This window comes from Burkholderia sp. Bp9016 (genome assembly GCF_003857765.1).
Classification (GTDB): domain Bacteria; phylum Pseudomonadota; class Gammaproteobacteria; order Burkholderiales; family Burkholderiaceae; genus Burkholderia.
Genome location: NZ_QTPY01000013.1, coordinates 1 through 24,579 on the forward strand (window position 1 = coordinate 1; position 24,579 = coordinate 24,579).

Sequence of the window (24,579 nt, forward strand, 5' to 3'; positions counted from 1 at the left end):
GAGAATGCGCATGGGAAGGGTTCCAGCGTGGCTGCACCTATGCCCGCGCCCCTCGCACTGAGGTGGCGGGAGCGGTGGAAGATGCGGCCGCATGGGTGAACGCCAACATTGATGTCCCGGGCGACGAGCGAGAAGTCCTCGTATTTCTCAATGGGGACTGCGCCTTGTGTGATTGGGACGGCCGCAAGGGCGGAGGCTGGGGCATACGCCTCGCCTACTTCGACCACGATAAAAACTACTGGCGCGTACACGGGAGCCGAGAGAATTTCGTCACGCACTGGCAGGATCTTCCTGACGCCCCCGTCATCACATCGGACACCGAGTCTCCCTCCGCAGATGCAGCGGCAGCGCCGGCAGACGAGCGGCCCAAACCGGGCCTTATCGCCAGTACCAAGACAATCAACGCGGTTTCCGCTGCGCTCGATGCAGTCCGAGAGTATGCGAACGGTCGCGTCGCAGACCAGATGAATAGCGCGGTCAACATGTTGCTCGACGAGCTTGGGCAAGCCCACGCGGCAGCATCGCAGCCAGCGCTGAGTGATGCGGCGATTACTGCGTGCGCCTTGATGATCAAAGGCATCTGCATAACTCAACCGAACGAGGAATGGGTGAGCAAGATCGAAGCGCGCATCCGTTTCATGCTCGACCAAGCGCAAACCGAAAAGGGAAATCACGATGAATGATCGACTGAAGAAAAACATCGACATAGCGCCCGAAATGCGCGCGGCGTTTGAGGGGCGCTATGAAATGCACTGGGAGGACGCGGCCATTCACACCCAGATGTTGTGGCGTGATGCGTGGCAGGACGCGCGGGAGGCAGCGGGGCAAGAGGCGGCGATCGTGCGCGACAACCCGGATGACATCGGCACGATCATCGAGGCAACGCGCCCGCTCGAAATCGGCACGAAGCTCTACACCGCCCCGCCCGCGCAGGTCGCCACTCGGCAGGGGCTGACGGAGGCACTTCGCCAGGCGCGCGAGGAGTTGTCCAACGTCGAGTGGGAAAACGACCCGCCGGCGCGCGTCACCGACCTGTTCTCGAAGATCGATGCCCTTCTCGAAGGAGCCAAGCGATGAAGGTCACGATCGACGACAACGTGACAGTGCTGCCGGTCAAGCCGCGCCCGAACCTCGGCGACGAGCGCGTGTTCACGACCGTTCCGACGCATACCTGCTGGCACAAGCGCTACATCATCGACGACGAACTCGCCGAGGTGACGTGCGCGGACTGCAAGGAAAAGCTCAACCCGATGTGGGTGCTCAAACAGCTGAGCCACGCTGAGCACCGCTACCACGAACTGCATGCGCGATACCACGACGAGCTAAAGCGCCTGGCCGAACGCTCGCGAACAAAGTGCCAGCATTGCGGCGAAATGACGAGGATTAGCAAATCATGACCAGCCGCCGCATCAACAGCACAGCCGTGGTCGGCGTTCTCGCAAGCGGCACGCACACCGCTCGGCAGATCGCAGCCGAACTCCAGACGTCGACAGCGTTCGTGCAGAGCTTCCTCGACACGCTGTTCTACGCCGGCCGCATCCGGATCGATCGGCGCGTCACGACGGATACCGCGTACCAGCTGACGACAGCCGCTGCACCGCGCGCTCCGCTCGACACGCCGTGCGCCGGGCCGCGTCTCGCACCCAACCTGCAATCCACGCTCGCCGGCTACGATCGCGAGATCAGCCGCCGCGTCGAGCTCGCTATGGCTACGAGGGGAAGATGAGACCAGAACTCATACCGGTACGTGAATGGGCGCAGCAGATCTTCGGAAGTCACGCCCCCCATCCCAATACACTTCTCAACTGGATTCATGCGGGAAAGATACTGCCGCGCCCAATGAAAGTCGGCAGAGGATATTTTTGCCGACCGGATGCCGAGTACGTGGATGAAACCGCAGAACGAATCAACAGGATGATCCATGGCCGCCAGACCTCGAAACGTGCGTAACCGCTCGCTGCCTCCCAATCTGTACCAGAAGAATAACGGTTATTACTGGTTCCGAAACCCGATCACGAAAGAGACATTCGGCCTCGGTCACAACAAAGAGGCGGCCATATCACAGGCCAAGACTGCTAACGCAGATATTGAGCGTCGCCGCGGAGATACTTCCTTGCTCGCTCGGATGGACGGTGGCGTGAACCTCCTTGCCAACTGGTGCGACACCTACGAAGGAGGGCTGTCAGGTCTTAAGCCCAATTCCATGAAGTCGATCCGCTCGCAGCTAGCAGCGATACGAGGAGATGAGATAGGAAAGATAGCCCTCCTCCATATCTCACCTCGAGATGTGGTCGAGTTCATCATGCGTTGCGAGCATGAGCGGGGCGCACCGATGGCTGCCAAGATACGATCGCGCCTACGCGATGTGCTTAGATTTGCCATGGAACGCGGGGCTATAGAGGTAGGTAAGAATCCAGTGGAAGTGACATACAAGCCGAAGGCGGCCGTGAAGCGAAGCCGTCTTACGCTTGATTCCTACCGCGCAATTCTTGCCGAGGCCCGAAGCCATAAGCAGCGGCAATGGATCGCGAATGCAATTGAGCTCGCCTTGGTGACGGGACAACGTTTGGAGGATGTCTGCAGAATGACGTTCGATAACGTACACGACGGCTTCCTGTGGGTGGAGCAAACGAAGGGGCGCGGGCCGAATAGGCCCAAGCTGTGCATTCCGCTTTCTCTATCCTTGCCTGCTGCTGGGCTCGTGTTGGATGACGTCGTGAAACGGTGCCGCGACCGAGTGGTTTCGAAGCATCTGATCCACTTTTCGCACGCTATCTCTAAGGGGAAGCCGGGTTCCGCTGTCGCCTCAGGAACATTGAGCCAGGCATTCAAGGCTGCAAGAAATGCAGCCAATATTGTGGGCGACAAAGATCGGACGCCGCCGACGTTCCATGAACTCCGGTCGCTTGCTGCGCGCCTTTACTCAGAGCAGTACGGCAAGGACTTCGCACAGTCACTGTTAGGGCACAAATCTGCCGCCATGACGGCCGTCTACCGAGATTCCAGGGGACAGGATTGGACCGAAATCAAGACCTCGAACGGAGTTTAGTTTTGGACGAGTTTTTGACTAATTTTGGACGATCGCCTGAGATGCCCGTCATATAAGGGAATCTCTAGAATGCCATGTTCCGTACAGAAAGATGCTGTCCGAGAACGCGGCCTGCTTCTGTCGCTCGAGCGTGTTGGTCGTCGACCCGCACTCGAAATCGATCGTGCCGTTCTGCACCAGCGGAATCCGGTTCTGCGACGTGATCGGGATTTCCTTCACCGTGAGGTTCGGCAGTTTCAGATCCGTCCTGATCTGGTCGATAATGCGCGCCGCGATGTCCCGCGAATAGCCGATGTTCTTCTGCTGGTTGTCCGAATACGAGAACGGCACCGACGATTCGCGGATACCCAGCGACACGATGCCCGTGTCCTTGATCTTCTTCAGCGTGCCGGTGAGTGCCTGCGCATGCGCGGTGCCTGCCAGCGCGCAGGTCAATGCGACGGCCAGCCAACGGAAGCGACGATCCATGCTTTTCTCCTGACGAAACGTTGATCGAGCCGCGATCGTACGCCCGACAAAATTCGCGTCGCATCAGGGAAAGCGTAAGGAACCTTCCATCGCAAACGCGCGCCGGCGGCCCTTTTTCCGTGCCGCGCAAACGCATGTCCGTTGCGCACGCGCCGCGCGTCGCGCCCGGCCGGCCGTGCTCGCTCGCGCCCCGCCGTCCCGGCAGCCGATGCCGGGTACCGCATGCATGCTGCATCGCGACAACGTAATCGTTTGCGCCCGCACTTTTTTTTCTGCTGAAACCCACTCAAGAAGCCGCCGTGGCAGCCGTTACCCATTGCATGGCGCGTCGCAGCAACCTGCTCCGATCGTCAGACAAAAACCACAAGGTCCGGCATTCACCGGATCGAGCGTTACCGCCGGCACGACGGTTATCTACGAGGATCAAGTTTCACCATGAGAGCCAAACGTTTCAATTCCGCGCTGGTCCGCTCCACTCATACGCGCGTACTCGCGGGTATGCTGTCCGCCGCCGTGCTCGTTCCCCTCGCCAGTTGCGGCGGCGGTGGCGGCGACGGCAGCAATCCGTCGTCTTCCAATGCCGCACCGGCGCCCGCGCCGAGCCCCAGCCCCAGCCCGACAACGCCGCCTGCCACCAGCGGCAGCAACGCGTGCGCGACGCAGCAGGCCGCCGTGCAGATGGCTGCCCAGACCGCCGCACCAGCCGAGCCGCCGGTCGATCACCTGATCGTCAAACTGAAGACGCTGACGGCCGCCCGCGCGATGGCGGCCGTCGACACCGGCACGCGGCTCGACGCCGTGATCCAGCGTTCGATGACGCGCTGGAACGCGCCGACCGCGAGCGGCGCCGCACGCGCCTATGCCGCCGCGACGACGTCGCAGGCGCCGCTTGACGTCCAGGTCGAGCGGACCCTGTCGAACGGCGCGGCCGTGCTGTCGATCGGCCAGCGCATCGCGGCCGACGATGCCGCGGCGCTCGCACAGGCGTTCGCGGCCGATAGCGACGTCGACTACGCGGAACCGGATCACCCGATGCGAATCCGCGACACGCCGAGCGATCCCGACTACAGCCAGCAGTGGAACCTGTTCGATCCGACCGCCGGCATCGACGTGCCGCCCGCATGGACGCGCACCAAGGGGTCGCCGACCGTCGTCACGGCCGTGCTCGACACCGGCTACCGGCCGCACCCCGACCTCGTCGGCAACCTGCTTCCCGGCTACAACTTCATCTCGAACATCAACACCAGCAACAACGGCCAGACCCGCAGCGGCGACGCAACCGACCCGGGCGACTGGGTCACCCAGCAGGAACTCGACGACGTAAGCGGCCCGTACTATCACTGCGCGAGCGAGCCGAGCACCAGCAGCTGGCACGGCACGCGCGTGATGGGCGTGATCGGCGCAACGGCCAACAACGGCATCGGCATCGCCGGCGTGTCGTGGCTCGGCCGGATCCTGCCGGTGCGCGTGCTCGGCAAGTGCGGCGGCGTGACGAGCGACATCGCCGACGCGATGCGCTGGGCGGCCGGCATTCCGGTCAACGGCGTCCCGACGAACCCGACGCCCGCGAAGATCATCAACCTGAGCCTCGGCGGCGTCGGCGCATGCAGCGCGACGTTCCAGCAGGCGATCGACGACGTGAACGCGAAGGGCGTGACCGTCGTGGTCGCCGCCGGCAACGACGGCCTGTCGACCGGGCTCGACCAGCCCGCGAACTGCCGAGGCGTGATCAGCGTCGGTGCGACCGATGCAACCGGCCGGCGTGCATCGTTCAGCAACTTCGGCACCGACGTCGCGCTGAGCGCACCGGGCGTCAACATCCTGTCGACGGCCAACGGCGGCACGACGACGCCGGGCGCGGACACGTACGGCACCGCGAGCGGCACGAGCTTCGCGACGCCGCAGGTGGCTGGCGCCGCCGCGCTGATGCTGTCGGTGAACGGCAACCTCACGCCCGCGCAGATCCAGCAGAAGCTGCAAGGCGGCGCGCGTGCCGCGATACTGCCGACGAGCACGTCGTGCACGGCACTGCCGGCCGGCTCCGGCATTCTCGACGCAGGCGCAGCCATCACGGCATCGTCGCAGTAACGCGTCGCTGCCTCGCCCCGACCGCGCGCATGCGTGCCTCGCACGCGCGCGGTTTGCCATTCGGAGCGCCGGCATCGTCGCGCCGACGTTCTGCAAAAAATGCCGGAAAAAAGGGCATAAAAAGGGTTGACGCTTCGCACGACGACCCCTTACCATCGCCCCGTCTAATTACATGGAGTGTTCTGTGAACACCGATGCGAGTTGTAGTTGGTCCTCGACCAACTTGACTGCTGCCTGAGGAAACCGCGCAGAGCCTCGTCTTTTGCCGCATCCCGGGAAGCAGGATGCGGTGCCCTTCCGGCCTGACCGGCCAGAATCCCCGCCCAGATTTTTTCGATATTGCCGAATGCCCGCGCTGCGCAACCGTGCGTTACGCGTGCGTTCGTGCTGCGCGCAGCGCGAGCTGCGTGCGTCTTCCGTTCGCGTGCCGTCCGGCCGCGCACCCTCGTGCGTGCGCAGCCGTCGATCGCCCGTGCCGACTATCCGCAACCGACAGGAGTGCAGATGAACTCAGACGAAAGTAGTCGATTACCGCTCGCCGGTGCGACGCTGCGCATCGTCCATCCGATCGCATTCCGTGCGCCGGCGAGCGTTCCTCCCTTCACCGATCCACAGCCGATCGCGCCTGACGCGACGCGGCGGGGAGCGCTCGTGCGTCGATAACGTCACGGTCGCTCCCCGCCCGCCGCCTCGTGCGCAAGGAGCGACTCATGACACAACGCAATACATCGCAAAAGAAACAGCGCGGCTTCATCAACGCAGGCGCCAGCCAGCAAAACGCACCGCACATCATCCGCGCCGCGCAGGAAGCGGCCCGCCCGCTCGAGGAAACCTTCAAGTCGCTGCGCACCAGCTCGCGCGGCCTCACCTACGACCAGGCCGCCGACCGGCTGCAGCACGACGGCCCGAACGAAATCGCGCACGACAAACCGCCGCACTGGACACGCCAGTTGCTGCACGCGTTCCACAATCCGTTCGTCTACGTGCTGCTGGTGCTGGCCGCGATCAGCTTCTTCACCGACGTCTACTTCGCGGCGCCCGACGATCGCGACTACGTCGGCATGACGATCCTGCTGTCGATGGTCACGATCAGCGCGCTGCTGCGCTTCGTGCAGGAATTCCGTTCGCTGCGCGCGGCCGAGAAGCTCAAGGCGATGGTCCGCACCACCGCCACCGTGCAGCGCGCCGTGACCGACACGTCCGAGCCCGCTCGCCGCGAAGTACCGATGCGCGAAGTGGTGACCGGCGACATCGTGCACCTGTCGGCCGGCGACATGATCCCCGCGGACGTGCGCCTGCTCGCGTCGCGCGACCTGTTCATCAGCCAGGCGGTGCTGACCGGCGAAGCGCTGCCGGTCGAGAAGTACGACACGCTCGGCGCGGTCGCCGGCAAGTCCGCGAACACGGGCACAGGCGGCGCGGCCAGCGATGCGTCGACGTCGCTGCTCGATCTCGAGAACGTGTGCTTCATGGGCACCAACGTCGTCAGCGGCACTGCGACGGCCGTCGTCGTCGCGACCGGCGAGGACACCTACTTCGGTTCGCTCGCCCGCAACGTCGTGAGCCACAAGCGCATCGAGACGAGCTTCGATCGCGGCGTCGCGAGCGTGAGCTGGCTGCTGATCAAGTTCATGTTCGTGATGGTGCCGATCGTGTTCATGATCAACGGCCTGACCAAGGGCGACTGGCTGAGCGCGCTCACATTCGCGCTCGCGGTGGCCGTCGGCCTCACGCCCGAAATGCTGCCGATGATCGTCAGCGCGAACCTCGCGCGCGGCGCGATCGCGATGGCGCGCCGCAAGGTCGTCGTGAAGCGGCTGAACTCGGTGCAGAACTTCGGTGCGATGGACGTACTGTGCACCGACAAGACCGGCACGCTCACGCAGGACAAGATCATCCTCGAACACCATCTCGACCTGTCCGGCCACAAGAACGAGGCCATCCTGCGGCTCGGCTGGCTGAACAGCTTCCACCAGAGCGGCCAGAAGAACCTGATCGACATCGCGGTCGTCGCACGCGCCGACGAAATCGGCGAGCGCGTGAAGCCGCAGGGCTACCGGAAGATCGACGAGCTGCCGTTCGATTTCGTGCGCCGGCGCCTGTCGGTCGTCGTCGAGGATGCTCACGGCACACACATGCTGATCTGCAAGGGCGCGGTCGAGGAAATGCTCGCGGTGTCGACCCACGTGCAGGATGAGGACGGCATGCGCCCGCTCGATTACGTGGCGCGCAAGCGGCTGCTCGAACAGGCCACTGCCTACAACGAGGACGGCTTCCGCGTGCTGGTGCTCGCGACGCGCATGATCCCGCGCGGCGACGAACGCGAACAGTACCGCACCGCCGACGAACGCGACCTCGTCGTGCGCGGCTTCCTGACCTTCCTCGATCCGCCGAAGGAATCGGCCGCGCCGGCGCTCGCCGCGCTGCGCGAGAACGGCGTCGCCGTGAAGGTGCTGACGGGCGACAACCCGACTGTCACGATCAAGGTCTGCCGGCAAGTCGGCCTCGAGCCGGGCAAGCCGGTGCTCGGCGCAGAAATCGACGCGCTCGACGATACGACGCTCGCACAGGTCGTCGAACGCACGACCGTGTTCGCGAAGCTCACGCCGCTGCAGAAGGCGCGCATCGTCAAGGCGCTGCAGGCGAACGGCCACACCGTCGGCTTCCTCGGCGACGGCATCAACGACGCGCCCGCGCTGCGCGACGCCGACGTCGGCATCTCAGTCGACAGCGGCGCCGACATCGCAAAGGAAACCGCCGACATCATCCTGCTCGAAAAGAGCCTGATGGTGCTGGAAGAAGGCGTGATCAAGGGCCGCGAGACGTTCGGCAACATCCTGAAGTACCTGAACATGACCGCCAGCTCGAACTTCGGCAATGTGTTCTCGGTGCTCGTCGCCAGCGCGTTCCTGCCGTGGGAGCCGATGCTCGCGACCCAGTTGCTCGTGCTGAACCTGATCTACGACACGTCGCAGATGCTGCTGCCGTGGGACAGGATGGATCCCGAGTTCCTGAAGAAGCCGCGCAAGTGGGAAGCCGGCAATATCAGCCGCTTCATGCTGTGGGTCGGGCCGACCTCGTCGGTGTTCGACATCACGACGTACGTGCTGATGTGGACGGTGTTCGGCGCGGGCGCGATGTATCACCTGCACGGCGGCTCGGGCGGCCAGGTCGTGATGAACTCGGGCTGGTTCATCGAAAGCCTCGTGTCGCAGACGCTCGTCGTGCACCTGCTGCGCACGCAGAAGATCCCGTTCCTGCAGAGCACGGCCGCGCTGCCGGTGCTGCTGTCGACGCTCACCGCGATCGCGATCGGCTGCTGGCTGCCGTTCTCGCCGTTCGCGGATTCGCTCGGCTTCATGCACCTGCCCGGCACCTACTGGATGTGGCTCGCGGCAACGATGGTGGGCTACATCCTGCTCGCGCAGATCGTGAAGACGATCTACGTGCGCCGCTACCAACAGTGGTTCTGATTCCACTCCGACAATGGCGCGCCGGCCCGCCCGGGCCGGCCGCTCACGACGCACGACAGGTGACGTGATGAAAAGAATGCTCCCGCTCGCGGCCGCGAGCGCCCTGCTCGCACCGCTGGGCGCCTACGCGGCCCATCCGCTCGTCAGCGACGACACGGGCACGCAAGGCAATGCGAACTGGCAGCTCGAGCTCAATGCCGAGGAAACCTCGAAACAGGACGAGAACGGCCGCCATCGATACTGGAACGCGACGCTCACGCGCGGATTCGGCGAACGCGTCGATCTCTACGTGAACGCGCCTTATACGCAACTGCAGACGCGCACCGACGACAACGGCACCGGGATCGGCGATGTCGAGATCGGCATGAAATGGCGCTTCGTCGAGCGCGGGCCGCTGTCGCTCGCGCTGAAACCGCAGTTGACGATGCCCACCGGCGACGACGGTCGCGGCCTCGGCACGGGCCGCGTCGGCACCGGTGCGACGCTGCTCGCGCAGGCCGACGTCGGGCGTGTGTCGCTGCTCGCGAATGCGGGCCTGGCTTACCAGCCGAATCGCCAGGGCGACCTGCGCTCGGCCTGGGCCGTGTCGGCCGCCGCGCTCTTCAAGGCGACCGACACGCTGCAGTTCGTGGCCGACATCGGCATGTCGCGCAATACGGAAAGCACGGCCGCCGCGAACCCGGCGTTCGTGATCGCCGGGGCGATCTACTCGCCGAAGAGTTGGCTCGATCTCGACGTCGGCTACCGGCGCGGACTGAATGACCAGACCTATCGTCACTCGATCATGGGCGGGGTGACGGCGCGGTGGTGATGCGCGTCGCTGCGTGATGACGCGCCGGCGCTGCATGCCCAACCGCAATACGCAAGGCCGCTTTCGAGCGGCGTTTCCTATTTCGCGTCGTTCGCGCCGAACAGTTGCGCGCACACCGCGCGCCCTTCGTCGGTCAACGCGGCACTGCCGGTGCCGTCTTCGTTCAGCGTCGTCGCGCTGAGGCCCGCGGCATCGAGCTGCGTCAGCACGCGGCGCAGCGTGCTCATCGGCAACTGCGTGCGCTTCGCGATCTTCGGCAGCGACCACGTTTTGCCGGCCGGATCGGCCGCGGCCTCGTTCAATGTCGCGAGCGTCGCGACGAGTGCGGGATCGAGCGGGGAGTCGTCGGATTCTGAAGTCATCGGTTCGGGTTCGTGAGCCGGCGCGAGGCCGGCGTTCTGAAAAGACACCATCGCGAGCACTATACGCGCGCTTAAGCGCACTTGATCGCGCTGCGCATGAACGAGACGAAACGCGTGGTGACGGGATCGTCTCGGCCGGACAACCATGCAAGCCCGACGCGCCACTTCGCGTCCCGGCCGTCGAGCGGCAACACGGTCGCGTCGCGCAGCAGGTGCTGCGCACGCGATGGAACGAACGCGACGCCGACGCCGGCCGCGACCGACGTCAGCACCGATTGCACGTCCTCCGCCTGCTGCGTCACATGCGGCACGAAGCGCCGCTCGACGCACCATCTGTCGATCTGTGCGGCAAGCCCGGGGCCGCGCGCACGCTGCAGCGCGATGAAGCCGATCTCGTTGAGCACGTCGAGCCCGGCCGGCACGCGCTTGAAACCGAGATGCGGCGGCACCGCGAGCGCGAGCCCCTCGTCGATCACCTTGAACGACGACAGCCCTTCATCGGACGGCAGGCGCAGGAAACCGGCATCGAGCTTGCCAGCGCGCAGCCGGCGCGTCTGCTCGGACGACGACAGGTCGCTCAGCGTGACGGCAATGCCCGGATTGCGGCCACGGAATTCCGCAACCAGCGTCGGCACGAGCGTCAGCACCGACAGGCAGATGCCGAGCCGCAAATGCCCGCGCTGCCCGCTGGCCGCCTCCCTCGCCCGCGCGAGGATCTCGTCGGCATCGCGCACGAGTGCCTGCGCGTCGGGCAGGAAACGTTCGCCGAACGGCGTCAGCTCCGCGCCATGCCGCCCGCGCTCGAACAGCTTGCCGCCAAGGCTTGCTTCGAGTGCGCCGATCTGCTTGCTCAGTGCCGGCTGGCTCATGTGCAGCGTATCGGCCGCGCGGCTGAAATGACTGAGCTCGGTGACCGTCAGGAACGTGCGCAGCAGTTTCAGTTCCATTCTTCAAAGGAATCTTAACGATCGAAACATTCATTTTACTGATCGAACGGCGTGGCGTTCAATACGGACATCCCCTCCTGGAATTCACTGCCATGTGCGTCGATCACGCGTCCGAGTGCCTGTCCGACATGTCGTGCGACACGGTCGCCGCCAACGAATGCGTTGACGTGCCCGAAACACCGACGCCCGCGCACCGTGCCGCGCGCGCCGACGGACGCAGCCGCCGTCCGCGTTTCGGCGCTGCGCTGGACGACGCGCTGAACGACACACCGCCGCGACCGGCGACGGGATCGATCGCGATCAGTTTCGCGGTCGTATCGCGACGAAACTGGCCGCGCTGAGTGGCAGCGCAGCACGCCTTGCGCCGACCGGGTGCGTCCGGTCCTCCGCGAAAACCGCAGGAATCCGGCCATATCACGCACGATTTCATCCGCATCCATCGTCATCGCCGCGCGATCGACTTTATAATTTCCCGCACCCGCTGACCGCCCACGCATTTCGCGCCGCCGCAACGCGCGTGAAAAGGAGACTTTCGCTTGACCGGCCTCATCGCGCGCCTGCCCCGCACCCGGACTTCCCTCATCGTCGCCCTCTCGTTCCTGACACTCGCGTTCGCGACGAGCGCGTCCGCGCAGCGCGCGCAACCACATCGCACCGCGTCGCCCCACGCGCATGCGCAAGTCGTCAAGAAGAAACCCGCCCACCGCAAGCACAAGACCGTCAAGCACCGCAGCCCGCGCGCGAAGCATCATGCGGTCAAGCATCACGCCGCACCCGCGCCGCAACACCGGCGCGCGAGACGCACGAGCGCGGTTCGTGCGCGCCCGGCCGCAACACCGCACCTGCTCGCGAGTTGCGGCTACAGTCCGCGCGCGGTGCGCTCGCTGTATTCACGCGCAGCCTACGTGCTCGACGTCGACTCCGGCACACCGCTGCTGGCGCACAACGCACGCACCGTGCGGCCGATCGCATCGATCTCGAAGCTGATGACCGCCGTCGTCGCGCGCGACGCGGATCGTCCGTTGAACGGCGTGCTGCGCGTCACCGCGCGCGACCGCGACACGATCAAGTTCACGGGTTCCCGGTTGCCGATCGGCGCCGAACTGTCGCGCCGCGAGATGTTCCATATCGCGCTGATGTCGTCGGAAAACCGCGCGGCGGCTGCGCTGAGCCGCGACTATCCGGGCGGACGCGCCGCGTTCGTGAAGGCGATGAACCGCGAAGCTCGCCGGCTCGGAATGCGCCATACGCACTTCCGCGAGCCGACCGGCCTGTCGCCGCACAACGTGTCGACGGCCGAGGATCTCGCGCGGCTCGTGGGCGCCGCCGCACAGGATCCGCTGATCCGCTATTTCTCGACGGACACGTCGACGACCGTGCAGCCCGGGGACGGCGAACTGCTGTACGTGAATTCCGATCCGCTCGTCCGCTACGGCCGCCTGCCGATCCGGCTGCAGAAAACCGGCTTCATCAACGAATCGGGGCACGGCGTCGTGATGCGCATGCACGTGAAGGGCCGCCGCGAAACCATCGTGCTGCTCGGCGCGCCGACGCGCGCCGGCGTGTCGAGCGATGCGCTGAAGATTCATCGCTGGCTGACCTGCTCGATCCGGTAAAGCCGCGCACGCAGCCGGCACATTCGTCACGAAGGAGCGCGACGAGGCAGCACGAGTACCGTTTCAACGCGTTCGGACGCCTGCTCGCCGTCGTGCGTGAGAACGACCGCCGGGCCGTGTTCGATCTCGGCGCCGAGGGCAAGCGGCGGCCGGCCCACCTGCAAATTCCGTCCGCAATCGCCGCAGACGAACTCGCGCAATATCTCGGCGATCTGCTGCACGAGAACGCCTCGCCGCGCTACAACGACGTCGTGCCGATCGAACCGCCGCGATGCGCGGTTCGTCCCGCCCGGTCGCCGACGCACCGCGCACCGCGCACCGCGACCACCTTTCAATTCGACAGTTAAACTTGCAAGTTTAACTGTCGTGTTCTATGATCCGCCGCATGAACCCTCCCCGCATGCCCGGCGTTTCCGCCGAAGCCGTCGCCGCAGATCTGACCCTCGCGGTCGGTCAGCTTATTCGCCGGCTGCGCTCCGAGATCGAGTCCGAAGGGCTCGGCATGTCGCAGACGAGCGCGCTCGCGCGACTCGAGCGACAGGGCCCGATGACGACCGCCGATCTCGCCCGCGCTGAAGCAATGAAGCCGCAGTCGATGAAGGCGATTCTCGCGAGCCTCGAGGAAGACGGTCTCGTCGAACGTGAACCGCATCCCACCGACGGCCGCCAGATCCTGTTCCTGCTGACCGCGGCCGGCGTCGAAGCGCGGCGCAAGCGCGATACCGCAAAGCACAAGTGGCTCGGCGCCGCGATCGGGAAGCTCGACCCCGAAGACATCCGTACGCTCGCCGCCGCGATCCCGCTGATCCGACGCATCGGCGAGCCGTAATCCCCGCCCGCGTGCGGCGCGGCATCCGCGTGCATGCTTTCCTTCGCCCCACTCACGGAGCATCCGTCTCATGAGCACCACCCGCCTCGACACGAACACGGCGCTCGTCGTCATCGACCTGCAAAAAGGCATCGTTGCGCTGCCGACTGCCCATCCGGTCGCCCCGGTGATCGAACACACGCGCACGTTGCTCGACGCATTCCGCCGCCGCGGCCTGCCGGTCGTACTCGTCAACGTCGCCGGCGGCGCACCGGGCCGCACGCAGCAACCGCCGCGCAAGGATCCGTTCCCGGCCGACTGGGCCGACCTGATCCCCGAACTGGACCGCCAGCCCGGCGACCACGTCGTCACGAAGAAAACCTGGGGCGCGTTTACCGGCACCGGTCTCGACGCGCACCTGAAGGCGGCCGGCGTCACGCAGATCGTGCTGACCGGGATCGCGACCAGCATCGGCGTCGAATCGACCGCACGCCAGGCGCACGAACTCGGCTACAACGTGACGCTCGCTGTCGACGCGATGACCGACCTGAACGCGGATGCGCACACGAACAGCGTCGAACGCCTGTTCCCGCGCCTCGGCGAAACGGGCTCGACGCAAGACATCCTCGCGCTGCTCGACCGGCGCGGCGCGTGAGCGCCCCGCGCGCGCAGCCGTCAACGGGCCGCGCGACCGGCCGGCTCGCTCCGTCGATCTGGAAGGTCAGCGCGGTCGCGACGCTCGGCTCGCTGCTGTCGCAACTCGACGCAACGATCGTCAACGTGTCGCTGTCGAGCCTCGCGACCGACCTGCAGGCGAGCCTGTCGACGATCCAGTGGGTCACGAGCGGCTACCTGCTCGCACTCACGCTAGTGCTGCCGCTGAACGGCTGGCTGGTCGATCGTATCGGCGCGAAAGCGTTGTACCTGTGGTGTTTCTCCGCGTTCACGCTGACGTCGGCGCTGTGCGGGCTCGCGTGGTCGGCGCCGTCGCTGATCGGGTTTCGCGTGCTGCAAGGTGTCAGCGGCGGGCTGCTCGCGCCGATGGCGCAGATGATGATCGCGCGCGTCGCCGGCCAGCAGATGGCGCGCGTGATCGGCTATGCGGCGGTGCCCGTCCTGATCGCGCCTATCCTGGGCCCCGTCGTCGCCGGCGCGATTCTGCAGCACGCGTCGTGGCGCTGGCTCTTTCTCGTGAATCTGCCGGTCGGCGCGCTGGCGCTCGCACTGGCCGTATGGTTCCTGCCCGGCGACCGCGAGCAAACGCAACGGCGAGAGCTCGACTGGGTCGGCCTTGCGCTGCTGTCGCCGGCGCTCGTGCTGTTCCTGTACGGCGCCGAGCGGATCGACGCCGCACCCGGCATCGCGGCGATCGCATGCTCGGCGCTGCTGCTCGCGACGTTCCTGCGCGTCGAACGACGCAAGGGCGAGCACGCGCTGATCGACCTCGCGCTGTTTCGCTCGCGCGTGTTCGGTGCGGCGGCCGGCACGCAGTTTCTGTCGAACGGCACGATCTACGCGGGCCAGATGCTGATTCCGGTGTTCCTGATCGAGGCATGCGGCCGCTCGCCCGGCGAGATGGGGTGGCTGCTCGCGCCGCTCGGGCTCGGGATGCTCGTCACCTATCCGTCGATGGGCGCGCTCACGAGCCGGTTCGGCGTGCGCCGGCTCGCCGCCGCCGGCGCGATGCTTGCACTCTTCGCGACGCTGCCGTTCGTGTATCTCGCGCTGACCGGCTACGATCCTTACGTGCTCGTGCCCGCGCTGTTTCTGCGCGGGATGGGCCAGAGCGCGATCGGCGCGCCGTCGATTTCCGCCGCGTATGCGTCGGTAGACCGGCGCAACCTGCCGATGGCGACGACGTCGCTCAATATCGTCCAGCGGCTCGGCGGCCCGACGTTTACGACGATGTGCACGCTGTTTCTCGCGTGGCGGCTGCACGTGGAATCGATGTCGACCGGCGGCACGCATGGCGCCGCGTACGCGTGGGCGTTCGGGCTGCTTTGCGCGCTGCATGCGGCGAGCTTCGTCACGACGCTTCGATTGCCGCTATGGTCGAGCGGCGCGGGCGGAACGCACACGCGCAACGTGCGAGCCGGTTCGCGCTGAGCGCCGGGATTGCTCGTCGCGCGCACCCCGCTACGGCAGCCACATCGGCACGATCGACGCCGCCAGCAACAGCCCCAGCCCGGCATTCACGCAACGCCACTGCCACTCGGTGTGCAGCACGCGTGCGAACAGCAACCCGGCGCAACACCAGAGCGACAGCGACGCCATCGCGGCCACGCCGAACGCGACCCCGAGCAATGCGCCTAGCCTCACCGGGCCGGACGCGAGCGCGGCGAACGACGCGGCCGCGCCGAGCGTCATCACCCAGCCTTTCGGGTTGTGCCACAGCATCCACACGCCGCTGACGAACCGCTGCGGCCGCTGCACGGCGGTGTCGAGGCCGGGCTTGCCGCCGCGCCCGATGCGCACGGCCAGCCACAGCAGATACAACGAGCCGAGCACCTTCATCGCGAGCTGCAGCGCGGGCAGCGCCAGCAATACGCAGCCGAGCCCGGCCGCCGCCGCGGCCGCCATCGACGCAAGGCCGGCCGCGATGCCCGCCATCATCGGCAACGAACGCCGGTAGCCGAAATGCGCGCCCGACGCGGTCGCAAGCGTCGTCGCGCCGCCGGGCGTCCCAGTGGATACGATCACGAAAAGCATCAGCGGCAGGTAGTCGCGAAGCAGCACGAGGGCTCCCGGTCATCGTCGTCGAAACCCCGTTTTTACCCGCGCCCGAAGCATTACAACAGCGAAAGATTTTTATATCTGTGATTAGCATTCATAATGCGACACATGGTACGCAACCTCGACATCGCCCTGCTTCGCGCCTTCGTCACCGTCGCCGATCACGGCAGCATGACGGCGGCGAGCCACGCGTTGCACCTGACGCAAGGCGCGGTCAGTCAGCAGGTCGCGCGACTCGAAACACTGTGCAGCCCGCTGTTCGTGCGCGAGCATCGCAACCTGCGGCTCACGGCGGATGGCGAGCGGCTGCTCGGGCAGGCGCGCCGGCTGCTCGCCGCGCATGACGCGCTGCTGGCCGACATGACGGCCGGTGCAATGGACGGAACGGTGCGCGTCGGCGCACCGCAGGATCTCGTCGGCAGCTGCCTCGCGCCGATCCTGAAAGGCTATGCGCAAGCGCATCCGCAAGTCGCGCTGTCGCTCGTGTGCGCGGCGTCGCCGGAACTGCGCCGCGCACTCAGGCAAGGCGAGATCGATGTCGCGCTGATCGAGACGCCGGTCGGGCAACCGGGCGGCGAATGTATCGCCGTCGATCGTCTGGTGTGGGTCGGAGCGAAAGGCGGCGCCGCGTATCGGCGCACGCCGCTGCCGGTGTCGATGGTCGCGCCAACCTGCGCGTTCCGCCCGACCGTGCTCGACGCGCTGCGGGAATGCGATCGCGAATGGCGCACGCTGTTCGAGAACGGCAGCCTCGACGCGACGGCCGCGACCGTGCGCGCCGATCTCGCGGTGACCGCCTGGCTCGCATCCACCGTGCCGGCCGATCTCGACATCCTGCCGGCCGGCAGCGGCCTGCCCGCGCTGCCGAACTTCGCGATCAACCTCCATCTGCCGCGCGGCCAGCACACGCCGGCCGCCGCCGAGCTGGCCCGTCACCTGCGCAACGGCTTCTCGCGTCTGCGCGCAGCCGCCTAGCAAGCTGTTGGCGCTTCGCACTGCGTGCTACACCACGCCCGGCTCCTGCGGCGTCGCCGCCACGCCCGCGGCCTCCAACGCCTGGTGCAGCGTCGGGAAGATGCACGACGCCCCGACGATCTCCGTGATCCGGTGACGCGCCATATCGGCGTGCAGATAGCGGTTCACGCGCCCGAACAGCACGCCGATGCGGCGATCGTGCAGCGCCTTGACGAGATCGGTCACCGTGCGCGCGGCCGAGTAGTCGAGATCGGTGATGGCCCCCGCATCGACGATGAACCAGCGCAGCGGCGCGGGCGCCGCGTCGACGAGCGCGGTCACTTCGGCGGCGAACAGATGGTCGTTCGCGAAGAACAGGTCGGAGCCGAACCGGTAGACGATCAGCCCGGGCGCCGTCATCGCGCCTGGCCGCGACGGCACCGGCTGCCAGCGCCCGTTGCCTTGCGCGGCTTCGAGCACCATCGTATGCGGCTGGTAGCTGTGCCGTACGTGCCTCATCAGCGACAACGCGACGGCCAGCAGGATGCCGTGCTCGACGCCGACCGTCACGACGGCCACGGCGGTGACGAGCGCGAGCGTGAATTCACCGGGGCTTTCCTTGCGGATCGCCGCGAGGCTGCGCACGTTGATCAGCCCGAGCGCGATCGTGAACACGATGCCGGCCAGCACCGCATGCGGCAGGTACTGCAAATACGCGCTCAGGAACAGCAGGACCACCGCGACGACCGCCGCGAACGTCAGGTGCCCGATCTGGCTGCGCACGCCCGCGCCGTCGGCCATCGCGGTCTGCGTCGGACTGCCGTTGACGACGAACGCGCCCCCAACCGCCGCCGCCGCGTTCGCGGCCGCGAGCCCGAGGATGTCGGCGTTGGTGTCGACGTCCTCGCCGTACTGCTGCGCGAACACGCGCGCCGCCGCCGCGCTCTGCGCGATGATCATCACGAAGCACGACGCGGCGACCGGCACGAGATCGAGGAACTGCTGCCATGTGACGGACGGCCAGCGCAGCGGCGGCAACCCGCCCGCGACCGGCCCGAGCACCTCGATGCCGTGTGCGGAAAAGCCGAATGCATAGCTCGCGGCGATGCTGCCCGCGACCGCGATCATTGGCATCGGCACGCGCGGCAGGAACCGCTTGCACGCGAGAATCGCGACGACGACGAGCACGGCCAGCGCGAGCGTCGGCCGATGCGCATGGGCCGCATGCGTGATCACGTAGTCGAGCTGGGCGACGCTGCGCGACGCCGGATACGGCACGGCCAGGCCGAGCATGTCACCGAGCATCGCGATCGACACCTGCACGCCGACGCCCGCGAGAAAGCCGACCAGCACCGTGCGCGACAGAAAATCGGCGAGAAAGCCGAGCTTGAAGATGCGCGCGAGCAGCAGCATCGCGGCAGTCAGCAGTGCGACCATGCCGGCCAGCGCCACATATTCGGCGCTGCCGGCGGGCGCCATCGACGACAGGCGGCTCGCGAAGATCGTCGCGGTCGCGGAATCGGCGGCAACCACCAGATGGCGCGATGCGCCGAAGCACGCGAACGCGATGAGCGGCAGGAACACCGTATAGAGACCCGTCACAGCCGGCATGCCGGCAATGCGCGCATAGCCCAGCACCTGCGGAATATCCATCGACGCAAGCGACATGCCCGCGAAGACGTCGCGGATCGCCGTCGCGCGGTGGACCGGAAGAATGCCCTTCAGCAGCCGCAGCCCGGGCGGCCGGCTTTCGTTGGAATCTTGCATGCGTGAAATGCGTAGATTGCGTTGGTTGCATTGGTTGTGCGAGCGCCGTGAACGACGTGAAAACGCGGTTCGCGAAGTCGTTCGCGCATCGTGCCCCGAGCTGGCATCCCGTGGCAAGTACACAGTATGTTGCGCGGCGCGCGTCCGAAGGATGCCCGCGCCACGGTGAGGATCTTCGGGAGCCGTGCGGCGCATTCGCGGCACATGTCCGGAACCCGATGGCACAATCACGGTCCCTTTCATGTGCCCTTCACCGGGCACGCGCCGCGTCGCGGCGCCGATTCAATGCACGAGAAGGATCCAAGCTGCCCCTATGACCCTGAACGAATCCTGGTTTGCGCCGCTCGTCGGCACCCTCATCCTCATCGCCGCCGCCGGCGCGATCACCGCCGCCGTTCATTTCCTGCTGTTTCGCGTGGTCGCGCGCATCGCAGGGCTGTCGGCCACCCGCATCGACGACGCGCTGTTCCAGTTCGGCGCGTTCAAGTGGCTGAACCGCATCGTCCCGTTCGTCGTGATCAAGCTCGGGCTCGGCGCGGTGCCCGGCATCCCGGCCACGGCCGCGCAGGCTGCCGACAAGGTGCTGTTCGCGCTGATCGTGTTCCTCGTGTCGATGACGATCAGCGCGACGCTGTCCGCGCTCGAACACGCGCATCGCACAAGCCAGCGCGACCAGCCGCGGCTGTCGCTGAAAGGCGCGATGCAGCTCGTCAAGCTCGTGATGTTCATCACGGCCGCGCTCGTCGTGATCGGCGACGCGACCGGCAAGCAGATCGGCCTGCTGCTGTCGGGCATCGGCGCGATGTCGGCCGTGCTGATGCTGATCTTCAAGGACACGCTGCTCGGCCTCGTCGCGGGCGTGCAGCTGTCGTCGAACGACATGCTGCGGATCGGCGACTGGATCACGATGCCGTCGGCCGGCGCGGACGGCACCGTCATCGACATCACGCTGAACACCGTCAAGGTCGCGAACTTCGATCACACGATCATCACGGTGCCGACGTGGAAGCTGATCACCGAGAGCTACCAGAACTGGCGCGGGATGACCGAAGCCGGCGGACGCCGCATCAAGCGCGCGCTGTTCGTCGACGCGACGAGCGTGCGCTTTCTCGACAACGACGAGATCGAGCGGCTCGAACGCCTGACGCTGCTGAGGGACTACCTGGAAGACAAGGTCGACGCGATCTCGCAATGGAACGGCACGCTCGGCGCGGCCGGCGAATGCCCGGCGAATCGACGTCAACTGACGAATCTCGGCACGTTCCGCGCGTATGTCGCGAACTACCTGAAGGGGCATCCGCGGATCCGTCGCGACATGACGTGCATGGCGCGGCAACTGCCGCCGACGGCGGAAGGCATTCCGCTCGAGCTGTACTGCTTCACCGACACGACGACGTGGGTCGACTACGAGGCGATCCAGTCCGACCTGTTCGATCACCTGATCGCGGTGCTGCCGGAATTCGGGCTGCGCGTGTACCAGCACCCGTCGGGCTTCGACATGCGCAGCATGGCCGGCGCCGCGCAGCGCGAACTGCAGCGCGCAGCGTGATGCGTGCCGGCGGCGGCCTGCAGCGGGCCGCCGCCGGCCACCGTCGCGCCGCTCACCGTCCCGCGCACTCCGACGCGAGCCGCCCGAGCACCTTCAACGCGTCCTCGATCTGCCGCGACCACGGATAGCTGTAGTTGAGGCGGATGAAATGCCGGTAATCGTTCGTCGCCGAGAACATGTGACCGGGCCCGACCGTGATCCGCTGCGCAAGTGCGAGCGCGTACAGCTTCATCGCGTCGACCTGCGGCGGCAGCTCGACCCACAGCACGTAGCCGCCCTGCGGCTGCGACAGCCGCGTGCCTTCCGGGAAGAAACGCCGCACCATCGCGCTCATCAGGCTCGCCTGCTGCGCATACTGCTTGCGCATCCGGCGCAGGTGGAAATCGTAACCGTCGTACTTCAGGTATTCGGCGATCGCGAGCTGCTCGATCGCCGGTGTCGCAAGCGTGTTCAGGAATTTCAGCTTCTCGACCTGGTCGCGGTAACGGCCGGGCATCGCCCAGCCGATCCGGTAGCGCGGCGACAGGCTCTTCGTAAACGACGCGCAATGCAGCACGAGCCCGTCGCGGTCGTACGACTTCAGCGCACTCGGCGTCGTATCGCCGAAATGCAGCTCGTGATAGACGTCGCTCTCGATCGCGGGCACGCCGTGCTTCGCGAGCAACTCGACGAGCGCGCGCTTGCGTTCGTCGGGCATCTGGAAGCCGAGCGGATTCTGGAAATTGGGCATCACCATGCACGCGGCGATGCGCTCGCGCTCGAGAATCCGTTCGAGCGCGTCGAGATCGATGCCGTCGCCCGGGTGCGTCGCCACCTCGAGCGCGCGCATGCCCATCCGCTCGATCGCGTGCAGCATCGCGTAGAACGTCGGCGACTCGACGGCGATCGTGTCGCCCGGCCGCGCGACGGCCTGCAGGCACAGGTTGATCGCTTCGGTCGCGCCGATCGTCATCACGATCTCGCCCGGCTCGATCGCGATCCCGCGCTCCGCGTAGCGCCGCGCGATCTGGCGGATCAGTTCCTGGTTTCCCGGCGGCAGGTCGTCGATCACGCCCCAGCGCGTGCGGCGGCGCCCGATCGCCTGCGCGTAACGCGCGAGACGCTGCACCGGAAACTGCGACGCGTCGGGATACGGCGAGCCGAGCGGCACCGCGTCGTCGCGCGCGATCGAGCGCAGCGTCGACAGCACGAGCCGGCTCACGTCCACCGCCGACGGCTCCGCGGCCGGCGCGGACGTGTGCAGCTCGGCCTCGGCCGGCGCCGCGGCGCGCGCCCGCACGAAATAGCCCGACTGCGGCCGGCTCTCGATCAGCCCGCGGCTCTCCAGCACGAGGTACGCGCGCAGCACGGTCGTGACGCTGAGCTGCTGCTGCCGGCCCGCCTGCCGCACCGACGGAATCCGCTCGCCGGGCCGGTACACGCCGCGGTCGATCTGCGCCTGCAGCTCGTCGGCCAGTTGTTCGTAACGCTTCACGCGCCTCCCTTTCAACTTCCCGTCAACAACACAGTTGCGCTCCGCACTGCCTGAATCGTCGCAACTGTACTCTTTTTTGAAGTGAAGAGGTGTACACACAGCGGCCGCAGCGCCGCGCGTACTCTCCGTGCATCGACCCTGACACACGCATCATGAAAAAGAAATCCGCCGCCGCGCGCATCGAACCGTATCACCGCCCGGCTGCCGGCTGGGGCGCGCTGAAAGCCGTCGCGATCAACCTGATCAAGGAAAAGGTCACCGGCGGCAACTACCGCACGCTGCTGCGCCAGAACCAGCCCGACGGCTTCGACTGCCCGGGCTGCGCATGGCCCGACCGCCAGCACGCGTCGACGTTCGAATTCTGCGAGAACGGCGTGAAGGCCGTGGCCGCCGAAGCGACGAGCAAGCGCGTGACACCCGAATTCTTTGCCGCGCACACGGTCACCGAACTGCTCGAACAGACGGATTTCGAGCTCGAGCAGCACGGCCGCCTGACCGACCCGATGGTGTACGACGCACAGACCGACCGCTATGTGCCGATCGCGTGGGACGACGCGTTCGAGCTGATCGCGCGCCACCTGCGCGCGCTGCCGGACCCGAACCAGGCCGCGTTCTACACGTCCGGCCGCGCGAGCAACGAGGCCGCGTTCCTGTACCAGTTGCTGGTGCGCCTGTATGGCACGAACAACTTCCCCGACTGCTCGAACATGTGCCACGAGGCGACGAGCCGCGGGCTGCCGGCATCGGTCGGCGTCGGCAAGGGCACCGTCACGCTCGACGATTTCGAACACGCGGACACGCTGCTGATCTTCGGCCAGAACCCGGCGACCAACCATCCGCGGATGATGGGCGAACTGCGCGAATGCGCGAAACGCGGCGCGACGATCGTGTCGATCAACCCGCTGAAGGAACGCGGGCTGGAGCGCTTCGCCGATCCGCAAAGCCCGCTCGAAATGCTGACGATGTCCGGCACGCAGATCGCGTCGAGGTTCATCCAGCCGACGATCGGCGGCGATTTCGCGCTGATCAAGGGGATGGCCAAGCGCGTGCTCGAACTCGACGATGCCGCGCGCGCCGCCGGTGCGCCGCGCGTGCTCGACACCGCGTTCATCGGCGAGCACACGGCCGGTTTCGACGCGTTCGCCGACGATCTGCGCAACGAAAGCTGGTCGGCGCTGACCGCCGAAAGCGGCGTGCCGTACGAGCAGATCGACGGCCTCGCGCAGCTCTATGCGCGCAGCGAGCGCGTGATCGCGACGTGGGGGATGGGCATCACGCAGCACAAGCATTCGGTTGCGACCGTGCAGATGCTGACCAACCTGATGCTGATGCGCGGCAACATCGGCCGCCCGGGCGCGGGCCTGTGCCCGGTGCGCGGCCACTCGAACGTGCAGGGCAACCGCACGGTCGGCATCGAGGAAAAGCCGTCGCAGGCGTTCCTCGACCGGCTCGGCCAGGTGTTCGAGTTCGAACCGCCCCGCCACCACGGCTACGACGTCGTCGAGACGATCGAAGGAATGCTCGCCGGCCACGTGAAGGTGCTGATCGGCCTCGGCGGCAACTTCGCGATGGCGACGCCGGACACGCCGCGCACGTGGGAAGGCATGCGCCGCTGCGATCTCTCGGTGCACATCACGACGAAGCTGAACCGCAGCCACCTGATCCACGGCCACGACGCGCTGATCCTGCCGACGCTCGGCCGCACCGAGATCGACCTGCAGGACAACGTGCCGCAAGGCGTGACGGTCGAGGACTCGATGAGCATGGTCCACGTGTCGTACGGGATGAACAAGCCCGCTTCCGCAAACCTGATGTCGGAACCGGCGATCGTCGCGCACATGGGCCATGCGCTGTTCGGCAGCGGCAAGATCGACTGGCTTGCGTACAAGGACGACTACGCGAAGATCCGCGACGCGATCGAGGCGACCATCGACGGTTTCTACGACTACAACACGCGCATCGCGCGGCCCGGCGGCTTCCACCTGCGCGTCGCCTCGCGCGACCGCGAATGGCTGACGCCGACGGGCAAGGCGAACTTCATCGCGCATGCGCTGCCGACCGACACGCCGATCCAGCGCGCCCGCGCGCTGCACGGCGAGCGCCTGATGACGCTGATGACGACGCGCTCGCACGACCAGTACAACACGACCGTCTACGGGCTCGATGACCGCTATCGCGGCGTGTACGGCCAGCGCCGGGTGGTGTTCGTCAACCGCGACGACCTCGCGATGCTCGGCCTGAAGGCCGGCGAATGGGTCGACATGGAAACCGTGTGGCACGACGGCATCGAACGGCGCGCGGACGGCTTCCTGCTCGTCGAATACGACATCCCGCGCGGCTGCATCGGCGCGTACTACCCGGAAACCAATCCGCTGGTGCCGCTCGACAGCGTCGGCGACGTGTGCAACACGCCGACGTCGAAGTCGGTGCCCGTGCTGCTGCATCGCGCGGCCGCACCGGTGTCGATCGCTGCGTGACGG

The 24,579-nt window shown here is 66.6% G+C and carries 24 protein-coding genes and 1 pseudogene; 18 read left to right on the forward strand and 7 right to left on the reverse strand.

The genetic code is table 11. From position 1 onward, the window contains the following. The 6 genes from DIE13_RS32935 to DIE13_RS17055 all read left to right on the forward strand — a co-directional run. The coding region (locus DIE13_RS32935) for a DUF551 domain-containing protein (protein WP_185731206.1) at positions 1-683 on the forward strand (683 nt) is incomplete at its 5' end. Beyond that, a complete protein-coding gene (locus DIE13_RS17035) occupies positions 676-1,077 on the forward strand; it encodes a hypothetical protein (RefSeq protein WP_124828256.1) in 402 nt (133 codons plus the stop codon). The genes DIE13_RS32935 and DIE13_RS17035, both read left to right, overlap by 8 nt. Next, a complete protein-coding gene (locus DIE13_RS17040; protein ID WP_124828257.1) occupies positions 1,074-1,397 on the forward strand; it encodes a hypothetical protein in 324 nt (107 codons plus the stop codon). The genes DIE13_RS17035 and DIE13_RS17040 overlap by 4 nt, the downstream gene beginning before the upstream one ends. Continuing rightward, entirely contained in the window at positions 1,394-1,726 is a 333-nt protein-coding gene (locus DIE13_RS17045) for a DNA-binding protein (protein ID WP_124828258.1), read from the forward strand. Before DIE13_RS17040 ends, DIE13_RS17045 begins: the two co-directional genes overlap by 4 nt. Next, positions 1,723-1,950, forward strand: a complete 228-nt coding sequence (locus DIE13_RS17050; RefSeq protein ID WP_124828259.1) for an excisionase — start codon at positions 1,723-1,725, stop codon at positions 1,948-1,950. The genes DIE13_RS17045 and DIE13_RS17050 overlap by 4 nt, the downstream gene beginning before the upstream one ends. Next, a complete protein-coding gene (locus DIE13_RS17055) occupies positions 1,922-3,049 on the forward strand; it encodes a tyrosine-type recombinase/integrase (protein WP_124828260.1) in 1,128 nt (375 codons plus the stop codon). Before DIE13_RS17050 ends, DIE13_RS17055 begins: the two co-directional genes overlap by 29 nt. 78 nt (positions 3,050-3,127) lie before the next feature. On the opposite strand, the pseudogene DIE13_RS17060 reads toward DIE13_RS17055, so the two are convergent. After that, a pseudogene (locus DIE13_RS17060) lies at positions 3,128-3,517 on the reverse strand (transporter substrate-binding domain-containing protein); the annotation flags it as partial. Between the two features lie 435 nt (positions 3,518-3,952). On the opposite strand from DIE13_RS17060, the gene DIE13_RS17065 reads away from it, so the two are divergent. From DIE13_RS17065 to DIE13_RS17080, 4 genes are all read left to right on the forward strand, one after another. Then, positions 3,953-5,605, forward strand: coding sequence for a S8 family peptidase (locus DIE13_RS17065; protein WP_124828261.1), 1,653 nt, complete (start codon positions 3,953-3,955; stop codon positions 5,603-5,605). Between the two features lie 504 nt (positions 5,606-6,109). Next, positions 6,110-6,268 carry a hypothetical protein gene (locus DIE13_RS32940; protein ID WP_175750429.1) on the forward strand — a complete coding sequence of 53 codons (159 nt, stop codon included), beginning with the start codon at positions 6,110-6,112 and terminating at the stop codon, positions 6,266-6,268. A gap of 47 nt (positions 6,269-6,315) precedes the next feature. Beyond that, the gene (gene mgtA / locus DIE13_RS17075) at positions 6,316-9,078 is read left to right on the forward strand and encodes a magnesium-translocating P-type ATPase (protein WP_124828263.1); all 2,763 of its coding nucleotides are present in this window, start codon (positions 6,316-6,318) and stop codon (positions 9,076-9,078) included. Positions 9,079-9,145: 67 nt separating this feature from the next. Next, positions 9,146-9,889: a transporter gene (locus tag DIE13_RS17080; protein ID WP_124828264.1), complete on the forward strand. Its 744-nt coding sequence runs from the start codon at positions 9,146-9,148 to the stop codon at positions 9,887-9,889. A gap of 77 nt (positions 9,890-9,966) precedes the next feature. Here DIE13_RS17080 and DIE13_RS17085 read toward each other — a convergent pair whose 3' ends face one another. The 3 genes from DIE13_RS17085 to DIE13_RS32945 all read right to left on the reverse strand — a co-directional run bounded on the left by DIE13_RS17085 (position 9,967) and on the right by DIE13_RS32945 (position 11,638). Beyond that, positions 9,967-10,251: a transcriptional regulator gene (locus DIE13_RS17085; RefSeq protein ID WP_124828265.1), complete on the reverse strand. Its 285-nt coding sequence runs from the start codon at positions 10,249-10,251 to the stop codon at positions 9,967-9,969. Between the two features lie 71 nt (positions 10,252-10,322). Beyond that, a complete protein-coding gene (locus DIE13_RS17090) occupies positions 10,323-11,198 on the reverse strand; it encodes a LysR family transcriptional regulator (protein ID WP_124828266.1) in 876 nt (291 codons plus the stop codon). 35 nt (positions 11,199-11,233) lie between these two features. Next, positions 11,234-11,638, reverse strand: coding sequence for a hypothetical protein (locus DIE13_RS32945; protein ID WP_175750427.1), 405 nt, complete (start codon positions 11,636-11,638; stop codon positions 11,234-11,236). A gap of 96 nt (positions 11,639-11,734) precedes the next feature. Here DIE13_RS32945 and DIE13_RS17100 point away from each other — a divergent pair, with 96 nt between their 5' ends. The 5 genes from DIE13_RS17100 to DIE13_RS17120 all read left to right on the forward strand — a co-directional run bounded on the left by DIE13_RS17100 (position 11,735) and on the right by DIE13_RS17120 (position 15,728). Continuing rightward, the gene (locus tag DIE13_RS17100) at positions 11,735-12,814 is read left to right on the forward strand and encodes a serine hydrolase (protein WP_124828268.1); all 1,080 of its coding nucleotides are present in this window, start codon (positions 11,735-11,737) and stop codon (positions 12,812-12,814) included. An 80-nt stretch (positions 12,815-12,894) separates the two neighbouring features. Further along, the gene (locus tag DIE13_RS17105) at positions 12,895-13,161 is read left to right on the forward strand and encodes a hypothetical protein (protein ID WP_233410112.1); all 267 of its coding nucleotides are present in this window, start codon (positions 12,895-12,897) and stop codon (positions 13,159-13,161) included. 26 nt (positions 13,162-13,187) lie between these two features. Beyond that, positions 13,188-13,643 (forward strand): MarR family winged helix-turn-helix transcriptional regulator, encoded by a 456-nt coding sequence (locus DIE13_RS17110; protein WP_124828269.1) that lies wholly within the window; start codon positions 13,188-13,190, stop codon positions 13,641-13,643. Positions 13,644-13,713: 70 nt separating this feature from the next. Continuing rightward, complete coding sequence (locus DIE13_RS17115; RefSeq protein ID WP_124828270.1) at positions 13,714-14,277, forward strand: cysteine hydrolase family protein; 564 nt, start codon at positions 13,714-13,716, stop codon at positions 14,275-14,277. Next, positions 14,274-15,728 (forward strand): DHA2 family efflux MFS transporter permease subunit, encoded by a 1,455-nt coding sequence (locus DIE13_RS17120; protein WP_124828271.1) that lies wholly within the window; start codon positions 14,274-14,276, stop codon positions 15,726-15,728. Before DIE13_RS17115 ends, DIE13_RS17120 begins: the two co-directional genes overlap by 4 nt. A gap of 30 nt (positions 15,729-15,758) precedes the next feature. On the opposite strand, the gene DIE13_RS17125 is transcribed toward DIE13_RS17120, so the two are convergent. After that, complete coding sequence (locus DIE13_RS17125) at positions 15,759-16,358, reverse strand: LysE family translocator (protein ID WP_124828272.1); 600 nt, start codon at positions 16,356-16,358, stop codon at positions 15,759-15,761. A 96-nt stretch (positions 16,359-16,454) separates the two neighbouring features. Between DIE13_RS17125 and DIE13_RS17130 the strand changes: the two genes are divergently transcribed. Then, positions 16,455-17,330 carry a LysR substrate-binding domain-containing protein gene (locus tag DIE13_RS17130; protein ID WP_124828273.1) on the forward strand — a complete coding sequence of 292 codons (876 nt, stop codon included), beginning with the start codon at positions 16,455-16,457 and terminating at the stop codon, positions 17,328-17,330. Between the two features lie 27 nt (positions 17,331-17,357). Here the strand turns inward: DIE13_RS17130 and DIE13_RS17135 are convergent, their stop codons facing one another. Then, the gene (locus DIE13_RS17135; RefSeq protein WP_124828274.1) at positions 17,358-19,076 is read right to left on the reverse strand and encodes a SulP family inorganic anion transporter; all 1,719 of its coding nucleotides are present in this window, start codon (positions 19,074-19,076) and stop codon (positions 17,358-17,360) included. 313 nt (positions 19,077-19,389) lie between these two features. Between DIE13_RS17135 and DIE13_RS17140 the strand changes: the two genes are divergently transcribed. Continuing rightward, entirely contained in the window at positions 19,390-20,625 is a 1,236-nt protein-coding gene (locus DIE13_RS17140; RefSeq protein ID WP_124828275.1) for a mechanosensitive ion channel family protein, read from the forward strand. 52 nt (positions 20,626-20,677) lie between these two features. Here the strand turns inward: DIE13_RS17140 and DIE13_RS17145 are convergent, their stop codons facing one another. Continuing rightward, entirely contained in the window at positions 20,678-22,099 is a 1,422-nt protein-coding gene (locus tag DIE13_RS17145) for a PLP-dependent aminotransferase family protein (RefSeq protein ID WP_124828276.1), read from the reverse strand. Between the two features lie 152 nt (positions 22,100-22,251). Here DIE13_RS17145 and DIE13_RS17155 point away from each other — a divergent pair, with 152 nt between their 5' ends. Then, a complete protein-coding gene (locus DIE13_RS17155; protein WP_124828278.1) occupies positions 22,252-24,576 on the forward strand; it encodes an FdhF/YdeP family oxidoreductase in 2,325 nt (774 codons plus the stop codon). Positions 24,577-24,579 lie beyond the last annotated feature (3 nt).

Bases quoted from the DNA above. Each gene is read 5' to 3' on its own strand.
- DIE13_RS17140 (WP_124828275.1), top strand. From the start codon at position 19,390: ATGACCCTGAACGAATCCTGGTTTGCGCCGCTCGTCGGCACCCTCATC.
- DIE13_RS17055 (WP_124828260.1), top strand. From the start codon at position 1,922: ATGGCCGCCAGACCTCGAAACGTGCGTAACCGCTCGCTGCCTCCCAAT.
- DIE13_RS17130 (WP_124828273.1), top strand. From the start codon at position 16,455: ATGCGACACATGGTACGCAACCTCGACATCGCCCTGCTTCGCGCCTTC.
- DIE13_RS17110 (WP_124828269.1), top strand. From the start codon at position 13,188: ATGATCCGCCGCATGAACCCTCCCCGCATGCCCGGCGTTTCCGCCGAA.
- DIE13_RS17040 (WP_124828257.1), top strand. From the start codon at position 1,074: ATGAAGGTCACGATCGACGACAACGTGACAGTGCTGCCGGTCAAGCCG.
- DIE13_RS32945 (WP_175750427.1), bottom strand. From the start codon at position 11,638: ATGGATGCGGATGAAATCGTGCGTGATATGGCCGGATTCCTGCGGTTT.
- mgtA (WP_124828263.1), top strand. From the start codon at position 6,316: ATGACACAACGCAATACATCGCAAAAGAAACAGCGCGGCTTCATCAAC.
- DIE13_RS17115 (WP_124828270.1), top strand. From the start codon at position 13,714: ATGAGCACCACCCGCCTCGACACGAACACGGCGCTCGTCGTCATCGAC.
- DIE13_RS17045 (WP_124828258.1), top strand. From the start codon at position 1,394: ATGACCAGCCGCCGCATCAACAGCACAGCCGTGGTCGGCGTTCTCGCA.
- DIE13_RS17065 (WP_124828261.1), top strand. From the start codon at position 3,953: ATGAGAGCCAAACGTTTCAATTCCGCGCTGGTCCGCTCCACTCATACG.
- DIE13_RS17090 (WP_124828266.1), bottom strand. From the start codon at position 11,198: ATGGAACTGAAACTGCTGCGCACGTTCCTGACGGTCACCGAGCTCAGT.
- DIE13_RS17155 (WP_124828278.1), top strand. From the start codon at position 22,252: ATGAAAAAGAAATCCGCCGCCGCGCGCATCGAACCGTATCACCGCCCG.
- DIE13_RS17080 (WP_124828264.1), top strand. From the start codon at position 9,146: ATGAAAAGAATGCTCCCGCTCGCGGCCGCGAGCGCCCTGCTCGCACCG.
- DIE13_RS17035 (WP_124828256.1), top strand. From the start codon at position 676: ATGAATGATCGACTGAAGAAAAACATCGACATAGCGCCCGAAATGCGC.
- DIE13_RS32940 (WP_175750429.1), top strand. From the start codon at position 6,110: ATGAACTCAGACGAAAGTAGTCGATTACCGCTCGCCGGTGCGACGCTG.
- DIE13_RS17050 (WP_124828259.1), top strand. From the start codon at position 1,723: ATGAGACCAGAACTCATACCGGTACGTGAATGGGCGCAGCAGATCTTC.
- DIE13_RS17085 (WP_124828265.1), bottom strand. From the start codon at position 10,251: ATGACTTCAGAATCCGACGACTCCCCGCTCGATCCCGCACTCGTCGCG.
- DIE13_RS17135 (WP_124828274.1), bottom strand. From the start codon at position 19,076: ATGCAAGATTCCAACGAAAGCCGGCCGCCCGGGCTGCGGCTGCTGAAG.